Source organism: Fictibacillus sp. EA-CB0309 (assembly GCF_055814265.1).
In genome coordinates this window covers 2,117,753-2,136,105 of sequence record NZ_CP169271.1, presented here as the reverse complement: position 1 = coordinate 2,136,105, position 18,353 = coordinate 2,117,753, and the positions used below count along the sequence as shown (strand labels likewise).

Here is an 18,353-nt window from a genome sequence, read left to right as displayed (position 1 = left end):
ATAATGGCAATGACCATTGCTTACAGTTGAAACCTTATCAATGATAAGGTTCTTTTCATTCATTGTTTGAGAGCGCTTTAAATAGGGAAATATCAAGGGCGAGAAATGATGAATCACCTGTTAACAGCAACAGCACAATACTTACAAAGGGAAGCAGGAGGGAACAAAAGATGAGTCATCAACGTTCCAAATCAGAAAATCCTTGGCAAGGACTGAGCGGTCCAAACTTGGCTTATGTCCTTGAACTATATGATCAATATAGCGTGGATCCGGAATCTGTTGACAGTTCATTCAAAGAGAGATTTGATGCTTGGGGTCCTCCAAGTGAGGGTTCTGAACCAAATCAACGTACTGCACAGAGTTTTGATGGAATGGATTTAGAGAAATTGGCAGCTGCATTAAAATTGGCAGAAAACATCCGTACTTACGGTCATTTAGCTGCTAACTTATATCCAGTTGGAGAGTTTCCTAAAGACAACCACCATATTGACCCAAAAGAATTTAACTTAACAAAAGAAGATTTGAAAGCGATACCACCTTCCTTTATTTGGAAAGAGGCGCCATCAAGCGTTAAAGATGGCTATCAAGCGATTCAAATGCTGCAGGAAGTGTATACCAAAACAATCGCTTATGAGTTCAGTCATGTACATGAGACTGAAGAACGCCAATGGTTAAATACCATGGTAGAAACAAGCCAGCACTATCCTAAATTTACAGCAGAAGATAAGAAAAACCTTTTAACGCGTCTTTCAGAAGTTGAAGGTTTTGAGAAATTCCTTCATAAGACATTCGTTGGACAAAAGCGTTTCTCTATTGAAGGCGTTGACATGCTTGTCCCAATGCTTGACGAAGCTGCAAAAGAAGGATGCCGTGACGGAGCTGAACATGCTCTAATCGGAATGGCACACCGAGGACGTTTAAACGTACTTGCTCACGTTCTTGGAAAACCTTACGAATTAATTTTCTCTGAATTTCATCATTCTCCAAACAAAGAGCTAATTCCTTCTGAAGGTTCTAGAGGAATTAACTTTGGATGGACAGGGGATGTAAAGTATCACTTAGGTGCATCCCGTTTGGTTGAAACAGATCAATCACACAAAATCAAAATCTCACTTGCGAACAATCCAAGTCATTTAGAGTATGTAGATCCAGTTGTTGAAGGATATACAAGAGCTGCTCAAGAAACACGCGACAGCAAAGGTTATCCTGTTCAAGATACGTCAAAAGCATTTGCGATCCTTATTCATGGAGATGCTGCTTTTCCTGGTGAAGGTATTGTCGCTGAGACATTGAACTTAAGCCGACTTAGAGGTTATCAAACAGGCGGAACGCTTCATATCATCGCAAACAACCTAGTTGGTTTTACAACGGATAGCGGAGATTCGCGTTCTACGAAGTATGCGAGTGACCTTGCAAAAGGGTTCGAGATTCCGATCATTCACGTTAATGCAGATGACCCGGAAGCATGTATTGCTGCTGTACATCTTGCATACGAATATCGTAAAAAGTTCCAAAAAGACGTTCTGATCGACTTGATCGGTTACCGTCGATTCGGTCATAACGAGATGGATGATCCTTCTGCAACACAGCCGAAATTGTATAAACAAGTTAACAGCCATCCAACTGTTCGCGATGTTTACGCAAAGCAGCTTATTAAAGAAGGCGTAGTAACGGAAGAAGAAGTTAAAGGCATCGAGGATGATGTTTTAACTAAGCACCAAACCGAGTACGAAAAAGTACACGGCCGCAAAGAAAAATTTAAACTGGAAGACACAAGACTTCCGGATCCGTTATCAAAAGCACTTCCTGATATCGATACCACAATTTCGGTAACTGATCTTCAGGAGCTCACGGAGAACATGCTTAAGTTCCCTGGGGACTTTAATGTTTACCCTAAAATCAAAAGAATTCTTGAACGCAGACGCAAAGCGTTCCAAGGAGAAAAAATTGATTGGGGTATGGCGGAATCATTAGCGTTTGCATCCATTCTTAAAGATGGAACACCGATTCGTATTACAGGGCAAGACTCTGAGCGTGGTACTTTTGCACAAAGACATCTTGTTTTGAACGATAGTGAAAACGGTAAGAAGTTCTCTCCATTGCATGCAATGGATGATATCAATGTTTCTTTTGCGATTCATAACAGCCCGCTATCAGAATCATCAGTAGTTGGTTTTGAATACGGATATAATGTTTTTGCTCCTGAGACGCTTGTTATTTGGGAAGCACAATACGGAGATTTCGCAAACGTAGCTCAAGTTCTGTTCGATCAATTCTTATCAGCAGGACGTGCAAAATGGGGTCAAAAATCCGGAATGGTTATGCTTCTTCCACATGGATATGAAGGTCAAGGACCAGAGCATTCAAGTGCACGTTTAGAGAGATTCTTGCAGCTAGGAGCAGAAAACAACTGGACTGTAGCAAACGTAAGTACAGCTTCTCAGTATTTCCACTTGTTAAGACGCCAGGCAAAACTTCTTTCTATGGATGAAGTTCGTCCGTTGGTTGTTATGACTCCAAAGAGCTTGCTTCGTGATGCGAAGGTGGCATCATTGGCGGAAGCATTTGAAAGCGACCACTTTATGCCATTATTACAGCAACCTGGCCTAGGCAAGGAAAAAGAAAAAGTGAAGAAAATCTTGTTATGCTCTGGTAAGATTGCGATTGACCTTGAAAAAGCGCTTGAGCAAGATCAAGTGACTAGAACAGAAATGCACATCGTTCGAGTTGAACAAATCTATCCGTTCCCTGAAGAAGAGATGACAGCTCTTTTAAATGAGTATCCAAACGTTGAAGATTTGATCTGGGTTCAAGAAGAACCTAAGAACATGGGGTCATGGTTATACATCGAACCGAAACTCCGTGCCGTTGCACCTAAAGGAGCACATGTTTCTTATATTGGTCGACAAGAACGTTCGAGTACGGCTGGTGGGGAGCCAGACATCTACAAAAAAGAACAAGAACAAATCATCCAAACATCATTAGCACTAGACATACAATCGCGAGAGGGAGGCCGTGAACATGTTTGACGTTAAAGTTCCGGAATTAGCCGAATCTATTTCAGAAGGTACAGTAGCACAATGGCTTAAAAAAGAAGGCGAAGCAGTTGTTAAAGGTGAAGATTTAGTAGAGCTTGAAACAGATAAAGTAAACATCGAAATCAGCGCAGAACGCGATGGTATTCTAAAAAATATCAAAGTTGAGCCAGGTGATACTGTTTCTGTAGGTGACATCATCGCTTCAATCGTTGAAGGTGATGCTTCAGAAGCTTCTGAACCAGCTGCAGAGGAAAAAGCAGAAGAAAAAACTGCTCCCGCTCAAAAGCAAGAACCAGTTGTAGAAAAAGACGCGGCAGAAGACGAAGTAAAAGCTTCAGATCGCCCGATCGCATCTCCTGCAGCACGCAAGCTCGCTAGAGAAAAAGGCATTGATCTTTCAGAGGTTAATGCTCGCGATCCGCTTGGACGAGTTCGCACAGAAGATGTGAAACGCCACGCAGAAGGCGGAAGCAGTGAAAAAGCTACTCCGGCATCTAAACCTGCAGCAACTGCATCCAAGCCGGCTGCTTCTGTTGAAGCGGTTAACCCTGAGAAGCCAGTTGAGCGCGTAAAAATGTCACGCAGACGTCAAACAATCGCTAAGCGTTTAGTAGAAGCTCAACAAACTGCTGCGATGTTAACTACGTTTAACGAAGTCGACATGACTGCAATCAACGAAGTTCGTGCTCGCCGCAAGGACAAGTTCTATGAGCAAAATGGTGTAAAATTAGGTTACATGTCATTCTTCACGAAAGCCGTAGTAGGCGCGTTAAAGAAATTCCTGCGATCAACGCAGAAATTCAAGGCGACGAAATGGTTCTTAAGAAGTTCTACGATATCGGTATTGCAGTTGGAGCAGAAGAAGGACTAGTTGTTCCAGTTGTCCGTAACGCTGACCGTCTAAGCTTTGCTGGCATCGAAAAAGAGATCGGAAACTTAGCTGAGAAGGCTCGTTCTAAAAAGTTATCATTAGAAGACCTTCAAGGTGGTTCATTCACAATCACGAACGGCGGTATCTTCGGATCAATGCTTTCTACGCCGATTTTGAATGCACCTCAAGTTGGTATCCTTGGCATGCACACGATCCAGTGGAGACCAGTTGCTATTGATAAAGAGCGCATGGAAAACCGTCCTATGATGTACATCGCGCTTTCTTATGACCACCGTATCGTTGATGGAAAAGAAGCAGTAAGCTTCTTAACAACAATTAAATCACTTCTTGAAGATCCAGAGTCACTTCTTTTAGAAGGTTAATGTGTGTAAGATGTATTGGGAAAGCCTCCTGCAGCTGCAGGGGGTGTTTTTTTGTTTGTAAGATGAATATTGTTTGTGAGCAACATATGGAAAGTTAGCGGATACAGAGGCGGGATTTGTCGAATGGCCTTTATTTTTCAATTTAGACTTAATTATGGTTGAAAACGACTTAATTAATGGATCTAACGACTTAATTGAATTCCATTCCGACTTTATTTTTTCAATTTAGACTTAATTGTGCACAACCGAAATTTTCAGCACCAATTAATTATAAAATCGCTGCCGAAAAATAGAGGTTTTTATCAATTCTTATCGAAATGGATACGTATTCAAAAGGAAGAGGTGATTTCTTGATAAAAAAACCACGTACAAAGCCCCTAAAGTTACTAAAATTGGAGGTGAAATTACAAAGAGTAGTACCCAATCACCCAAAGTACGGTGAACTACAAATAGAATTCGCGAAACACTCAGCAGGTTATAGAGGAGAAGCGGCACTTGATTATTATTTGCACGATTTAGATGAGAATTCATACTTCATTTTTCATGACTTGCGGCTTCCTCGAGATAAAGAAAAGAAATATTTTTTCAAATCGACTGTCTGATTCTTCATTCTTCGTTTGGCGTGTTGCTCGAGGTTAAAAATCTCTCAGGAGATCTATATTTTGATCACCACTTCGATCAAATGAAACGAACGAAAAACGGGATAGATGAAACGTTTCCTGATCCTGTGAATCAGGTCCAACAACAAAAAGCATATCTTAAAAGCTGGTTGAATAGAAATCAATTGCCAAAAATTCCGCTCCAATCCCTCGTTGTTCTAACAAATCCTAAATCCTTTATCACTCTATCGCCGCATTATGGTAAGAAAGCAGCCAAAATCATTCGAGCTAAGAGTCTAGCTAACAAAATTGTAACCCTTTCAACATGCCATCAAGAAACCCTCTCAAAGAAGGACCTCTCAAAATTAACTACCAAGCTATTAAAGCAACATGAAAAACTAAATCCAGAGTTATTAAAAACATACAACATCAATGAGACGGACATCATCACCGGAGTCTTTTGTCCAGCCTGTAATCATGTGCCTATGTGTCGAGAGAGAAATACTTGGGTTTGCTCTATATGCCATGAGAAATCAAAAGATGCTCACATAAGAGCAATCCAAGATTATGCACTATTCTTTGATGAACCTGTAAAGAACAAAACCTTAAGACGTTTTTTACATATCGAATCAACTACTTGTATGAAAAAGCTTCTAAAATCCATGCATCTAACCCCAAGCGGACCTACTAATTCAGCAACGTACAAACTACCCATTCCTGAATAGTTTTTATTCAACATAATATTATTTCAATCAAATAAAAAGCTGCTATAGGTAGGGAACAAACCAATAACAATTTGCAATTTTATATCATTTGTAAAATGCAACTAACAATACTTGCAAAATACGACAATTGTGACATTAAATCATTTGTATTTTACAACTAAAGTGCAAAAAAGGCAGCTGCATCTAGCAACCACCCGAATATCATCTATAAATTTAAGGAATCAACAAAATCTTTCCTGCACTTTTTCTGCTCTCCAGATACTCATGTGCTTTAGCACCATCACTTAAAGGAAACACAGTCTCTGTTATTTTCACATGACCATCTTTAATCCATTTAAACAATTCACTTGAGCGTTTCACACGTTCTTCGTGAGAGGTGAGGACGTTCCATAAATCCCCGCCAGTTAACGTCTTAGAAGTGTCCATCAGCATACGAGGATCAATTGAAACAGGATCCCCACCTGCCATTCCAAAGAACACAACCGTTCCACCAATTCGTGTAACTTCAAAACTATCCATTATCGTAGAGCCGACAGATTCATAAACAACGTCGACACCTTTGCCGGAGGTTACACCTAAAACGGATTCTTTCCAATTATCATTATATAAGAATACCGAATCTGCACCTACACCTAAAGCCATCTGGCGTTTTTCTTCTGAAGATGTCAATCCAATAACTGTTCCACCTAGCAGTTTGATAATTTGAATCAATAGCTGTCCAACACCTCCCGCAGCAGCATGAACCAATGCAACATCGCCTTTTTTATAGCAAAGCTGTCACTTGTTAAGTAGTGTGCCGTTAATCCTTGTAATAAGAGGGAAGCGGCAGATTCAAATGTTACACCATCAGGGATGGGAATCGCTTTTTCGCTTGGCACAGCAACCAACTCTGCATTCGCGGCAGGCACATCAGCAAAGGCGATGCGGTCACCAACACACACACCCCTTACTTGACTACCCACTTCTTTTACGATACCAGCGCCTTCATAGCCAAGAATGTAGGGAGGCTGTCCTTCTAGATGATAGTTTCCTTTTCTTCTATAAACGTCAGCAAAGTTTAAGCCGATCGCTTTCATTTCTAACAAAATGTCATCAGGCCCAATAACAGGCTGTTTAATTTCACGATATTCTAAGACTTCTGGTCCGCCAAAGCGATCAAATACTAAAGCTTTCATATATACAGTTCTCCATTCTAATATAATGTTCTTTATCATATTAACCGATATAATTATAGGAATACTAGGGAAGCAGCTTAAAGAAAATGAATTTGACAGAAAACGTGCTGCACATTATGATTTAACAAAAGAATTCCATGAAGGAGAGAGACATCATGATCCATTTAGAGTGGGGTAACAGACCAACAATTCGTGAAATTAAATGTGTGCATACTGACGCTAAGAAGTATATGGTGAACCGTGCTTTAACAGCTGGGAAAACATACGAATTAAAAAATGAAACTGAAGAATTTTATTTCGTTGTTGATAACACCGGCAAAGTAGGCGGTTACTACAAGGAATATTTTGAAGGCTAAGCAAGCAATTTAAAAGCCTGACTCCTTGAGCCAGGCTTGATTGTTTTAAGAATGAATTTTCTTTTTTCCTTGTTTAATAGCGCGTCCATGAATTCGTGGAATTCAGGGATGTTCATCTGTTGAGCTGAGTCAGATAACGCTACAGCAGGATCCGGATGAACTTCTGCCATAACCGCATCTGCACCAATCGCCATAGCTGCTTTTGCAGCAGGAAGGAGAAGATCTTTTCGGCCTGTGGAATGCGTAACATCCACAACTACTGGAAGATGCGTTTCCTTCTTAAGAATAGGGACTGCTGAAATATCGAGTGTGTTACGAGTTGCTCGCTCGTACGTACGGATTCCGCGTTCACAAAGAATAACTTGAGAGTTTCCTTGAGCTAAGATGTATTCTGCAGCGTACATGAACTCTTCAATTGTAGCGGCAAGTCCACGCTTTAGTAGTACAGGTTTGTTAACAGATCCTGCAGCTTTTAAGAGATCAAAGTTTTGCATATTACGTGCGCCGATTTGAATCACATCAACATAGTCTAAAGCCATCTCGATATCATTTGGATTTAGAATTTCACTCACTACCGCAAGCTGATGTTCGTCTGCTGCTTTACGCAGAATTTTCAATCCTTCTAAACCAAGACCTTGGAAATCGTAAGGAGACGTACGCGGTTTGAATGCACCGCCTCGGATTAATGTTAATCCTTTTTCAGCAATTACTTCTGCAACTTGTTTTACTTGTTCGTAACTTTCAACCGCACAAGGACCCATGATGAAATGGGGATTACCATCACCAATCTTTTCACCTTTCACATTTACAATCGTATCTTCAGGTTTCTTTTTACGAGATACAAGCAATGCTTTTCGGTTATCATCTTTTTGCAATTCTAAGCTTGCTTTGAAGATCTGTTTGAAAATATGCTGTACCGTAGAAGTTTCGAATGGGCCATCGTTATGAGAAGCGATAAGATCTAATAGCTCTCGTTCTCTTACTGGATCGAAACGTTTTACACCCTGCATTTCCTTTAACTTTCCAATTTGTTGTGCAACATTGCCTCGTTCATTTAAAAGCTCTAAAATTTTTAAAGAGATATCATCCATCTGTTTTCGTAAGTCTACTAATTCGTTTGACATGTGCGGTTCCTCCCCAAATTTACACTCGTTTTTTAGTTCCTATATCGCGGCCGCTCATAGGCTTATTTATATACATAATCAGATAGACACTTTCGCGCTTTAAAGCGTGTGTCTCATAAAGTATTGTTTGTAACTTTAAAGGGATTTCAAAAGAATGTCAAGTACTTACAAGAAAAAAGTTTAAATTAATTTTTCGACAGATATATTTGCTTCTTTGACATATAGATGAAGGTATTGTAAATTTTAAGAAAAATGAATGAATTTCCTTTACAATAGCGCTTCAACGTGCTAAAACTGTTTATAACTTTATAAATTCAATTGCAATGAAAGAACAGCAGTAGTGAAATGGTTCCCTGTTATTAGAGAGCTGATGGTGGTGCAAATCAGTACACAGCCTTTCACGAATTACAATTCTTGAGCATGCTTTTTTTATAAAAGCCGGATAATTTCCGTTATGACAATGAAGGTGGCAGAGCTTAGTCTTTGCTGTCAGGGTGGTACCGCGATATTAATTCGTCCCTGCTTATTAGCAGGGATTTTTTTGTACAACAAAACAGGCAAACAGGAGGAATTAAACATGAGATATTTAACAGCGGGGGAATCCCACGGCCCTCAATTAACAACAATCATTGAAGGTGTACCAGCAGGTTTGCCTCTATTAGCTGAAGACATAAACGAAGAACTTGCGAGAAGACAAAAAGGACATGGAAGAGGACGCCGCATGCAGATCGAAAAAGATCAGGTTCAAATCTTAAGCGGTGTACGTCATGGTGTAACACTCGGTTCACCGATCACGCTCGTTGTTGAAAACAAAGACTTTACCCATTGGACAAAAATTATGGGAGCTGAACCTCTTGAAGATGAAAACGCCGAAGTAAAACGTGTCATCTCAAGACCTCGACCAGGGCATGCCGATTTAAACGGCGCGATTAAATACAACCACCGAGATATGAGAAATGTTCTTGAACGTTCTTCAGCTCGTGAAACAACAGTAAGAGTTGCCGCAGGGGCCGTGGCAAAAAAGATTCTCAAAGAACTGGGTGTACAAATCGGCGGACATGTTCTTGAAATTGGCGGAGTAAAAGCTGAGAACACAACGTATGAAAGCTTAAATGAACTTCGTGAAAAAACGGAAGCTTCTCCGGTAAGATGTTTAGATGAAAACGCAGAAAAGGTCATGATGGAAGCGATCGACACAGCGAAAGAAAACGGCGATTCTATCGGTGGAGTAGTTGAAGTGATCGCTGAAGGAATGCCTGTTGGAGTAGGGAGCTATACACATTACGATAACAAGCTCGATGCCAAACTTGCTGCAGCCATTATGAGCATCAATGCATTTAAAGGCGCAGAGATCGGTATTGGTTTTGAAGCAGCCAGAAAACCGGGAAGTGAAGTTCATGATGAGATCGCGTGGGATATTGAACATGGCTATACACGAAAAACGAATAATGCAGGTGGATTTGAAGGCGGAATGACGACGGGCATGCCAGTTGTGGTGCGAGGTGTGATGAAGCCGATCCCAACTCTATACAAGCCGCTTCAAAGTGTTGATATTGAAACAAAAGAAGTCTTTGCAGCGAGCATTGAACGCTCCGACAGCTGTGCTGTTCCTGCAGCAAGTGTTGTAGCTGAATCCGTCGTTGCCTGGGAACTCGCAAGTGCTCTCGTTCAGCAATTCGGCCAAGATAACATGGAAGTGATTAAGAATAATATCGTTCAGCACCAAGAGCGTGCAAGGGTGTTTTAAATGAACACCATCCAAATTACAACACCTTCAAAAAACTATCCTGTTTTTATTGGTGAGAACGCTATTTTGAAGCTTAAGAGTGTGTTAGAAAACTTAAAGCCTGCTCCTAAGAATCTTTTAATCATAACAGATGAGAATGTAGGAAAACTTTATTTAGATGATGTACAACATGTAATAGGTGAAGCTTTTCCTTACCATACGATTCAAATTCAAGCAGGTGATGACCAAAAATCGTTTGAAAACTATATTGCTTGTCAAAGTTTTGCACTGAGTAAAGGGCTGGATCGTACATCTGTTGTACTTGCACTTGGAGGAGGAATGATTGGTGATCTTGCTGGTTTCGTAGCTGGCACCTATATGAGAGGCATCCGCTTTATACAGCTGCCGACTACCATTCTTGCTCATGATAGTGCCGTCGGTGGAAAGACTGGCATTAATCACCCAGAAGGAAAAAACATGATCGGGGTATTTCATCAGCCAGAAGCTGTAATCTATTCAACTGAATTTCTAGCAACATTACCGCAGCATGAAAAAAGATCGGGTTTTGCCGAGGTCATCAAACACGCATTAATAGCGGATGAACGTTTGTATGAAACATTGCGTAAAAACGTTAAACACATTGATGATTTAGCAGGTGATTCTCTATTACAGGCACTCATCAGAGGAATAGAGATTAAAAACGAAATCGTTTCTCAAGATGAAAAAGAAAAAGGCATTAGAGCTTTTTTAAACTTTGGCCATACGCTTGGTCACGCCATAGAAGGTGAACTTCAATACAAAAACATCACACATGGTGAAGCTGTTGCACACGGGATGCTTTTTGCTCTGTCACTTAACAAAGATACAGTTCAGGTCGGAAATGAATTAAAAAAGTGGCTTCGTACACTAGAATATCCACCATTGCCAAAAACTTTATCCTCACATTCACTAATTAACCGAATGAAAAAGGATAAAAAGGCTGAAAAAGGAAACATTCAGATGGTGCTGCTGAAGGAATCTGAAAAACCCTATCTGTCCTCTTACCAGGCGGAAGATTTAGATAGAAAACTAAGAGCTTTTTTGGAAGAGAATTAAAAAGGAGCATTCTTACATGAAGAACGTCTTACTAATAGGAGTTGGATTGATCGGCGGTTCGATCGCTCTATCTATAAAAAATGAACACGATGCAACGATCTTCGGGTATGACGTTTATGCGAAAAGCAGTGAAACGGCTAAAAGACTAGGAGTAATAGATGAGGCTGTAACTGATTTTGAAAATACAGCTACCACCGCTGACCTCATCATTATTGCGACGCCCGTAGAAGAAACGTTAAAGGTGATGGAGCGTTTATCTTCTATCACCCCTGCCATAAAAGCTCTTGTCATGGATGTAGGCAGTACGAAGAAATCGATTATGACCAAGGCGGAAGTTCTTGGCGCAAAAGGGATTCGTTTTATTGGCGGACACCCAATGGCTGGATCTCACAAAACCGGGGTAGAGAGTGCAAAGGCGCACTTGTTAGAAAATGCTTTTTACTTTCTAACACCAAACTCCATCACATCAGATGTGGATATTGATGAAGCAAAAAATTGGCTGAAAGGAACGCGCGCTAAATTTTTAGTTTCTGAACCTGACGAACATGATTTTCTGACTGGAATTGTAAGCCATTTTCCACATCTTATCGCTTCAAGCCTCGTTAGAATCGCTCAAAATCATGCCGTTGAAAAGCCTTTAATTCAGCAGCTTGCAGCAGGCGGTTTTCGCGATATTACTAGAATTGCATCGAGCTCTCCAAAAATGTGGAGTGATATTGTAAGTCAGAACAAATCACACCTACTTACCCTATTACACGAGTGGAAAGAAGAAATGGATGAAGTGATACATTTTGTAGAAAATGGAGATCAAGCTGAACTATTTGATTATTTTGATGGCGCAAAATCGTTTCGTGATTCACTGCCTGTTCGTTCTAAAGGAGCGATTCATCCGTTTTCAGATCTATATGTCGATATACTAGATCGTATAGGAGCTTTATCACATATTACAGCCCTTTTAGCTGAGTCAAATATCAGTATAATCAACTTAAGTATTCTTGAAGTAAGAGAGGGGCTAAATGGGGTTCTTCGATTAAGCTTTCAAAATGATAACGACCGTGATCAAGCGCAAGATATTTTACAAAAAGAAGATTATTTAACACATATTTCGCTATAGAAGGAGGCACTTTTTATGGAAAAGCACTTAAAACCAATTCATCGTTTAAAAGGAACAATTAAAGTGCCGGGGGACAAATCAATCTCTCATAGAGCGGTCATGTTTGGATCTATTGCGGATGGCAAAACGACCATTAATGGTTTCCTGACAGGTGAGGATTGTTTAAGCACCATATCTTGTTTTAAAAAGCTCGGCGTAAACATTCAGCAAGAAAACGAGAAAGTAACTGTAGAAGGAAAGGGACTCGCAGGTTTGCAGCCTCCTTCTGAAAATCTTTATGTGGGTAATTCTGGTACTACGATTCGTCTTATGCTCGGCATACTAGCTAACACATCATTTACATCTACTCTAACTGGTGATGATTCTATTGCGAAAAGACCGATGAACCGTGTTACCCAGCCATTAAAGCAAATGGGAGCTTCAATAGAGGGCAATGATTCCGGAAACAAAGTACCTCTTCAAATAAAGGGCGGAAAAACAAAAGGCATACACTATACTTCACCGATAGCAAGTGCACAAGTAAAGTCTGCTATTATTCTAGCTGGACTTGAAGGAGAAGGAACGACGTCTGTTAAAGAACCCCTTAAATCAAGAGATCATACAGAAAGAATGCTAGAGGCGTTTGGAGTGGAAGTGGAAAACAACGGCTTAACGGTTTCGGTGGAAGGTGGACAGAAATTAAAAGGCACACATATTGAAGTACCAGGTGACATATCATCAGCAGCCTTTTTCTTAGTAGCTGGGGCCATCGTTCCGAATAGCGAAATCACCTTAAAAAAGTAGGATTGAATTCAACGCGTACAGGAATTTTAGATGTTCTAAAAGCTATGGGCGCGAATGTAAAGTATGAAAATGTAAATGAAGATGCATCTGAACCTTACGGAGACTTGATTATTAAGACGTCTTCTTTAAAAGGTACCATCATTGAAGGAAATCTTATTCCTCGTTTAATCGATGAGATTCCGATTATTGCGCTAGCTGCAACGCAAGCAGAAGGCCAAACCATCATAAGAGATGCTCAAGAGCTGCGAGTGAAAGAAACAGACCGAATAGAAACCGTAGTGAATGAACTGAAAAAATGGGTGCGGATATCGAAGCTACAGAAGATGGCATGATCATTAACGGAAAAACAGATTTACATGGGGCTTCAGTACAAAGTTATGGTGATCACCGAATCGGAATGATGTTAAGTGTAGCTTCTTGTATCGCAAAAGGTGAAACCACATTAACGAATAGTGAAGCCATTGCCGTTTCGTATCCAACTTTTTTTGAGCAGCTGAAAAGCCTTGCAAACTGATTTAAAAGGCTGTTATTGCAAACTTTGTTGCTTTTGGAAGTGATCGATTTCCGTTCCAGACTGCTCGCTTTCCGCGGGGCAGGCGGTGAGCCACATTCGTACGTTCACTCTTAAGTGTCTCACCTGTCCTAGCCGAGAGTCTCGCATCTTACACTCCAATCAACTTTCATAGAAGAAAATATTTGAAAGTAACAAAATTTTAGAAAGAAGAGTTTTAAAAAAGGCTGTTTTCATATGCGTTGGGAGCTTTTGAAAGCAGTTGATTCCGCTCCCGGTTGCTCCGTTCTCCACAATGCGTAGGGTTGGTTACTCTAAACATTGATGAACTATACCAAACAATTAACACAAAAAAACGTTCCCCATAAAAAAGGGAACGTTTTTTGTGTGTTATTGTACGCTTGTGAAGGTTCTCAAATCTTCAATATCAGCTACTTTAAATCCATTAGCCTCCACTCGGTGAACAAGTTCATCGATTTCTTTGCGAGAGACACTTTCATTAAATGTAATAACAACACGGCGCAGAAATTGTTTACCCGCATCTTGTGTGAATACTCCTTCAATATTGTAGTCTTCATGGATGGCCGTAAACAACTTCCTTAATGATCCTTTTCCTTCCGTTGTAGATACGGTTAAGGAGTATCCGCCTTTTTTAATTCCATATGAATCCTCTAAAATGTCCATTACTTTCGAATGCGTAATAATTCCTAAAAAGCTATGGTTGTCATCGACTACTGCCATGAAAGGGAGGCGTCGAATTGAAAACAGCACTTTAAAGTACGCCGTATTTTCGTGTATAAAAGCGTCTTTTTCTTCTACAATTCTACTAACATGATCTTTAACTGATCCAATATTATCAATAATATAATCAGAAGTCGTTTCTTTAAAGAGTAAGCCGACGAACTTTTCTTCCTTTTCATCCAACACAGGAATACAGCGATACCCCGATTGAATAATCGTATATCTAGCCTCGCTGATCGACATATTTTCTGTTACATACGTTACTTTAGATTTTGTTAGATAGTTGGATTTTACTTTCATGTGACACACCCTTTTCAGAATAATATAAATATTTAAAACTATTTCGACAAAAAAGCAAATAACCTGCTGCTTTTACTATCTACCTCAACTTTTTTCCTATTTGCACAATTCGAACCATTGTCATATAATATTACTAGAATATTAACTAAATTCACAATAAGGAGGTGTAAGGCATGCTTAGAGGTGTACAAATGTTTGACTGGTTGGTCGTTTTCCGCGCAATTACTTATGTATTTTCTAAAATTGGTGGAGTCTGTCCATTTTCAGTTAAAACAAATAATGTACATCACTAAAGTAACCTTACCCTATCCTTTTTTAATTGATTGAAAACCCATGGGCAGGTATGTTGCTCATGGGTTTTTTTATGTAAAAAGGACAGTGGCATTTAAATAAAAGGAGAAATGAAAAATGATAGTATGCACTGTTCAACAAGTTAAAAAAATGTACGGCGGAAACGAGATACTAAAAAATATATCTTTTGAGATTCACGAACAAGACCGGGTAGGAGTAGTCGGTCAGAACGGCTCAGGAAAAACGACACTGTTCAAACTATTAAGCAGTTTGGATCATCCGGATTCTGGTTCTATTTTTTTAAAAAAGACTCCGAAATTGGTTATTTGGCTCAGTTGCCAGCTCATGATGAAAATATGACTGTCATTGATGTTATAACGTCAACCTTCAAAGAGATTAAAGAAATAGAAAATCAAATACAAAAAGTGAATGTATCATTAAGTGATCCTGAACAAAGTCATCGTCTGGAGAAAAACCTAAATAAATTATACCGGCTTCAGGAAGAATTCGAGGACCTTGGAGGCTATTCCATAGAGTCCAAAATTAATGGCGTATTGGCAGGTTTAGGTCTTGCACATCTATCGAACAATCCATTTAACCAACTAAGCGGCGGGGAACAGACAAAAGTAGGATTAGCGTGTTTGTTATTAAAAGAACCTGAACTGCTTCTGTTAGATGAACCTACTAACCACTTAGATATTGAAACGATGAACTGGCTAGAAAACTATCTACAAAAGTATAAAGGTGCCGTTATCATAATCAGCCATGATCGTTATTTCCTTGATAAAGTCACTACAAAAACACTCGATATCGAAGACGGAGAATGCATGATTTACCACCATAGCTATTCTGGTTTTGTAAAAGAAAAAGAAAATAACCTTCTGCTAGAATTTGAGAAATATCAAGAACAACAAAAAAAGGTCAAAAAGATAAAAGAGTCGATAAAGCAACTGCGTGATTGGGGAGCTCGATCTGGTAATGAAAAATTCTTTCGAAGAGCTAGAAGCATGGAGAAAGCACTTGCTCGCATACAGAATATGAAGCGCCCTAAGCTAGAACGTAAAAAAGCAGCATTTGAATTTTCTGTTAGCAAAAGAAGCGGTCAGGATGTAGCGATAATAGATCAAGTTAGTAAATCTATTGAAGGCCGCACCATCTTAAATAATATTGACCTGCAAATAAGATTTGGGGAGAAAGTTGCACTTGTCGGAAAAAATGGATCTGGGAAAACGACTTTAATACATGCGTTGCAGTCCAATGATTTCTGCAGCGGTAGCGTGAAACTAGGATCATCCGTCTCGATCGGCTATTTATCTCAAAAAGGACTTACAGCAGATCCTAAACAAACCGTACTTGAAATTTTTAGAGAAAAAGTTGTAATGGAAGAAGGCGAAGCACGGCATCATCTAGCAAAATTCTTATTTTACGGAGCATCCGTTTACAAAAAAGCGTGTGACTTAAGCGGAGGGGAAAGAACTCGTTTAAGACTTGCTCAACTGGTATATGAAGGATTTAACTTTTTGATTCTAGACGAACCGACTAATCACTTAGACATTGATTCACGTGAAGCTTTGGAAGCAGCGTTAGAAGAATTTGAAGGAACGATTCTCTCTGTCTCGCATGACAGATACTTTATGAACAAGCTCTTTGAACGAACGATTTGGTTAGAAGAAGGAAGCTTACACAGTTATAATGGAAGTTTTGATTATGCACTTAAAAAACGTATGGAAAATTAATTCAAAAACAGGCTAAATTTTTTAGCCTGTTTTTTGTTTTCTGATTGCGCACTTAGAGTATGGGTAATAATGGTTGTATAACGTGTATTAACAGGAGGTATTTTGTGAGTAACTACGAATATAACATGCCCCAGTTTCCAGAACCGATTTGGAGACAGAACGTAAACCTGCCGACTTACTCATCATTAAGCGGCGATCACAATTCAGAAGTTGTTGTTGTAGGTGGTGGAATAAGTGGGATCACAACGGCATTTCTGCTTGCAAAAGAAGGCAAGCAGGTAACATTAATTGAAGCAGGAAAACTCATAAATGGTACAACAGGCCATACAACAGCGAAAATCACTTCACAGCATGATATCATTTACGATCGTTTGATTTCGCATTTAGGAGTAGAACGAGCTTCTCAATATTATCGTTCTAACGAATACGCTGGACAATTGCTTTATGATCTTGTTAAAGAACATAATATTCATTGTAACTATGAACGACATGACGCCTATCTTTTTGCAAACACAGATCAAGGTGTCAAAAAGCTCAACAGTGAAGCTGAAGCTTATCAAAAATTAGAAATTGATGGAGAACTAGTAGACCAGCTACCATTTAATATTCCTCATAAAAAAGCACTCGTCATGAGGAATCAAGCACATTTTCATCCGGTAAAATATTTAACTGCACTTTTAAAAGAAATGGAATCACTCGGTGTTACTATTTTTGAGAACACGACAGCAACCGATATTCAAGAAGATAAAGAAGTTAAAAAAGCAGTTGTACTTACAAGTGATGGACATAAGGTAACTGCAGATTATGTTGCCTGCTGCACACATTTTCCGTTCTTTGATGGTTTAGGATTTTATTTTACAAGAATGATGGCGGAGCGTTCGTACGTACTAGCTGTAAAAACGACTGATGAATTTCCACAAGGGATGTATTTGGGTGTAGATGAAACCTCCTTTTCTTATCGTTCGATTCTGCAAGATGGTGAAAAGATCGTTCTTCTGAGTGGAGAAAGTCATCAAACAGGTCAGGGAATTCCAACACATCAACATTATGAGGCATTGTTAAAAGAAGCAAAAAAATCACTGAATCTGGATAGAGTGTTGTACCGTTGGTCTGCACAAGATCTGATTACACTTGATAAAGTTCCGTTTATCGGAAAACTTACTCACAAACATGACCGTATTTTTGTCGCTACAGGTTATAAGAAATGGGGAATGACGACTGGGACACTTGCCGCACTAATCATTAGAGATTCCATCCTCGGCAAGGAAAACGAATTTGCTGATCTATATAAGCCGCAGCGCTTTCAAGCTGATCCATCTGACATTAAACAATTTGTAAAAGAAAACGCAGATGTAGCGAAACATTTTGTTTCCGGAAAATTAGACAAACCTGCTAAACATCCAAGGAGCCTTAATATAGATGAAGGGTGCGCGGTAACCGTTAATGGTGAAAGATGCGGTGCGTATCGTGATCAGAACGGGGAACTTCATATTGTAGATACAACTTGTACCCATCTAGGTTGTGAAACCGAGTGGAACAGTGGGGACAGAACATGGGATTGTCCTTGTCATGGATCTCGTTTTTCATATGAGGGAGCTGTTGTAGAAGGACCTGCCAAAAAGCCGCTAAAACGGGTTGATTTGCAATAAAACAATAAATCAAGATGACTCATAAGGTGTGAATATGCCTTTATGGGTCATTTTTTTGGGGTTTTGGATATCAGATTTTGTCGAAAATCGGATAAATCAAAATTAATGTGAATATATTGGAATTAACGTGAAATTA

The 18,353-nt window shown here is 39.6% G+C and carries 12 protein-coding genes, 3 pseudogenes and 1 other annotated feature; of the genes and pseudogenes, 11 read left to right on the top strand and 4 right to left on the bottom strand.

Annotated features, from left to right (window positions below):
* Positions 1-170: 170 nt before the first annotated feature.
* The 3 genes and pseudogenes from ACEWFH_RS11865 (at position 171) to ACEWFH_RS11855 (ending at position 5,616) form a co-directional block, all read left to right on the top strand.
* Positions 171-3,029, top strand: coding sequence for a 2-oxoglutarate dehydrogenase E1 component (locus ACEWFH_RS11865; RefSeq protein ID WP_473724223.1), 2,859 nt, complete (start codon positions 171-173; stop codon positions 3,027-3,029).
* A pseudogene (gene odhB / locus ACEWFH_RS11860) lies at positions 3,022-4,292 on the top strand (2-oxoglutarate dehydrogenase complex dihydrolipoyllysine-residue succinyltransferase). The gene ACEWFH_RS11865 and the pseudogene odhB overlap by 8 nt, the downstream one beginning before the upstream one ends.
* A 577-nt stretch (positions 4,293-4,869) precedes the next feature.
* The gene (locus ACEWFH_RS11855; RefSeq protein ID WP_473727288.1) at positions 4,870-5,616 is read left to right on the top strand and encodes a nuclease-related domain-containing protein; all 747 of its coding nucleotides are present in this window, start codon (positions 4,870-4,872) and stop codon (positions 5,614-5,616) included.
* A 213-nt stretch (positions 5,617-5,829) separates the two neighbouring features.
* Here ACEWFH_RS11855 and ACEWFH_RS11850 read toward each other — a convergent pair.
* A pseudogene (locus ACEWFH_RS11850) lies at positions 5,830-6,791 on the bottom strand (quinone oxidoreductase family protein).
* Between the two features lie 155 nt (positions 6,792-6,946).
* On the opposite strand from ACEWFH_RS11850, the gene ACEWFH_RS11845 reads away from it, so the two are divergent.
* Complete coding sequence (locus ACEWFH_RS11845; protein ID WP_066241381.1) at positions 6,947-7,147, top strand: DUF6501 family protein; 201 nt, start codon at positions 6,947-6,949, stop codon at positions 7,145-7,147.
* Here ACEWFH_RS11845 and ACEWFH_RS11840 read toward each other — a convergent pair.
* On the bottom strand, positions 7,144-8,271 hold the full coding sequence (locus tag ACEWFH_RS11840) for a bifunctional 3-deoxy-7-phosphoheptulonate synthase/chorismate mutase (protein WP_473724222.1): 1,128 nt from the start codon (positions 8,269-8,271) through the stop codon (positions 7,144-7,146). The genes ACEWFH_RS11845 and ACEWFH_RS11840 overlap by 4 nt on opposite strands.
* 314 nt (positions 8,272-8,585) lie before the next feature.
* Positions 8,586-8,795: a binding site (T-box leader), on the top strand.
* A gap of 53 nt (positions 8,796-8,848) precedes the next feature.
* Here ACEWFH_RS11840 and aroC point away from each other — a divergent pair.
* From aroC to aroA, 4 genes and pseudogenes are all read left to right on the top strand, one after another.
* Entirely contained in the window at positions 8,849-10,018 is a 1,170-nt protein-coding gene (gene aroC, locus ACEWFH_RS11835; protein ID WP_473724221.1) for a chorismate synthase, read from the top strand.
* On the top strand, positions 10,019-11,092 hold the full coding sequence (aroB, locus tag ACEWFH_RS11830) for a 3-dehydroquinate synthase (protein ID WP_473724220.1): 1,074 nt from the start codon (positions 10,019-10,021) through the stop codon (positions 11,090-11,092). It abuts the gene before it with no gap.
* Positions 11,088-12,206, top strand: a complete 1,119-nt coding sequence (locus tag ACEWFH_RS11825) for a prephenate dehydrogenase (RefSeq protein ID WP_473727287.1) — start codon at positions 11,088-11,090, stop codon at positions 12,204-12,206. The genes aroB and ACEWFH_RS11825 overlap by 5 nt, the downstream gene beginning before the upstream one ends.
* Positions 12,207-12,221: 15 nt before the next feature.
* A pseudogene (gene aroA / locus ACEWFH_RS11820) lies at positions 12,222-13,503 on the top strand (3-phosphoshikimate 1-carboxyvinyltransferase).
* A gap of 12 nt (positions 13,504-13,515) precedes the next feature.
* On the opposite strand, the gene ACEWFH_RS11815 reads toward aroA, so the two are convergent.
* Positions 13,516-13,650: a hypothetical protein gene (locus ACEWFH_RS11815; RefSeq protein WP_473724219.1), complete on the bottom strand. Its 135-nt coding sequence runs from the start codon at positions 13,648-13,650 to the stop codon at positions 13,516-13,518.
* Positions 13,651-13,890: 240 nt separating this feature from the next.
* Positions 13,891-14,541 carry a cyclic di-AMP binding protein CbpA gene (gene cbpA, locus ACEWFH_RS11810; RefSeq protein WP_473724218.1) on the bottom strand — a complete coding sequence of 217 codons (651 nt, stop codon included), beginning with the start codon at positions 14,539-14,541 and terminating at the stop codon, positions 13,891-13,893.
* A 408-nt stretch (positions 14,542-14,949) separates the two neighbouring features.
* On the opposite strand from cbpA, the gene ACEWFH_RS11805 reads away from it, so the two are divergent.
* From ACEWFH_RS11805 to ACEWFH_RS11795, 3 genes are all read left to right on the top strand, one after another.
* Positions 14,950-15,192 carry an ATP-binding cassette domain-containing protein gene (locus ACEWFH_RS11805; protein ID WP_473724217.1) on the top strand — a complete coding sequence of 81 codons (243 nt, stop codon included), beginning with the start codon at positions 14,950-14,952 and terminating at the stop codon, positions 15,190-15,192.
* Positions 15,159-16,568: a ribosomal protection-like ABC-F family protein gene (gene abc-f / locus ACEWFH_RS11800; protein WP_473724216.1), complete on the top strand. Its 1,410-nt coding sequence runs from the start codon at positions 15,159-15,161 to the stop codon at positions 16,566-16,568. Before ACEWFH_RS11805 ends, abc-f begins: the two co-directional genes overlap by 34 nt.
* A 125-nt stretch (positions 16,569-16,693) precedes the next feature.
* Positions 16,694-18,217 (top strand): FAD-dependent oxidoreductase, encoded by a 1,524-nt coding sequence (locus ACEWFH_RS11795; protein ID WP_473727286.1) that lies wholly within the window; start codon positions 16,694-16,696, stop codon positions 18,215-18,217.
* Positions 18,218-18,353 lie beyond the last annotated feature (136 nt).